The organism is Nocardia sp. NPDC052001, assembly GCF_040680615.1.
Classification (GTDB): Bacteria; Actinomycetota; Actinomycetes; order Mycobacteriales; family Mycobacteriaceae; genus Nocardia.
In genome coordinates, this window is sequence record NZ_JBFAXC010000036.1 from 1 (window position 1) to 1561 (window position 1561).

Here is a 1561-nt window from a genome sequence, read left to right on the forward strand (position 1 = left end):
CCGCCGAGCATTACGTGGCCGCGCTGGGAACCGATGTGACGGCAATGCTGCTGGGTGACGTGCCTGCTCGCCTGGGTATGGGCGTGAACGAGATCTTGCTGACCGCTTTGGCTTTGGCGCTGGCCGAACATGCCGGGCATCGTTCGGCTGTCGCGATCGATGTGGAGTCCCACGGTCGCGTGGAGCGGCTCGGCGATGATGTGGATCTGTCGCGGACGGTGGGCTGGTTCACCGCGAAATATCCTGTATCGCTGCGTATGCCGAACGTGGATTGGGTCGAGATCGCTGGAGACGGCGCTGCGCTGGGAGCTGTCGTCAAAGACCTCAAGCAGCAGTTGCGGGTGACGCCCGAAGGCGTGACGTTCGGATTGCTCCGGTATGTGCGAAACGAAGCCGTGCTCGATGTCGGCGATCCGCAGGTTGGGTTCAACTATCACGGCAGGTCTCACGCACTGGATGATTGGACGGGCGAAAAGGCAACCCCGGGCGTGGATTTCGCCGCCTGGCAGGTGCGGGGCTTGCCAGTGGAGTTGGCAGCCGCCGCGGATATGACGCTTCTACACACTGTCGAGATCAATGCCGCCGCGGTGGATACCGAGATCGGTGCGCGGCTGCAAGCCGCCGTGGCTTTCGCGGCGGCGAAGATGGATCGTCGCGAGATCGAGTCCATCGTTGGTCTGTGGTTCGCGGCGGTCGAAGGAATATGCCGATACGCGCGGCAGGGCGGCAGTGGGCTGGTGCCCGCTGATCTGCTGGTCCGAGATTTCCGCCAATCGCAGATCGATGAGCTGGAGTCGATGTTCGATGTCGCCGACATCTTGCCGTTGGCTCCCTTGCAGGAAGGGCTGCTCTTTCACGCCGCATACGGGGACGGCAGTTCCGATCTTTATGCCACCCAGCTGGATTTGAGTCTGGTGGGTGAGCTGGATGTGGAAGGCCTTCGTGCCGCGGTGCAATCTGTGGCGAATCGGCACCCGCAGCTGAACGCGCGATTCGTCTACCGGCAGTTCCTCCGTCCGGTGCAGGTCGTCGTGAAATCGCCGGCGGTGCCCTGGCGATTCATGGATCTTGCCGTTGTGCCCGAAGCCGAGCGTGATCGCCGCTTGCGGCAGCTGGCGGTGGATGATCGGACCGCGAGTTGCGATCTGGATCGAGAGTCTCCCTTCCGGGTTTCTCTGGTCCGGGTGGCCGCGGGCAAGTTTCACCTCGTGGTAACCGTGCATCACATCGTTCTCGACGGTTGGTCGTTGCCGATTCTCCTCGCGGAGATATTCGGCGCGTATCGCGGCGAGAGCCTGGCCGCGCCGGTGCCGTACCGGAACTATCTGGCCTGGGTATCCGACCAGGACGCGAACGTTTCGAGTGCCGTGTGGCGGGCGAAATTCGCGGGCTTCGAGGAGCCGACGATCATCGACCCGATCGGTGCCTATTCCGATCCGCTCTGTGCATCGCAACGTTTCTTCATACCGGAGTCGACGACGCGTGCGTTGGATGCTGTGGTGCGGCAGTTGGATTCGACGATGAGTACCGTGCTGCACGCGGCGTGGTCTCGGGTGTTGAG

At 62.8% G+C, this 1561-nt stretch carries 1 protein-coding gene; it reads left to right on the top strand.

Features of this window, described 5'->3' with window-relative positions; all coding sequences use genetic code 11:
* Positions 1 to 14 precede the first annotated feature (14 nt).
* On the top strand, positions 15 to 1561 hold a 1547-nt coding region (locus AB0L82_RS43635), incomplete at its 3' end, for a condensation domain-containing protein (RefSeq protein ID WP_364651604.1).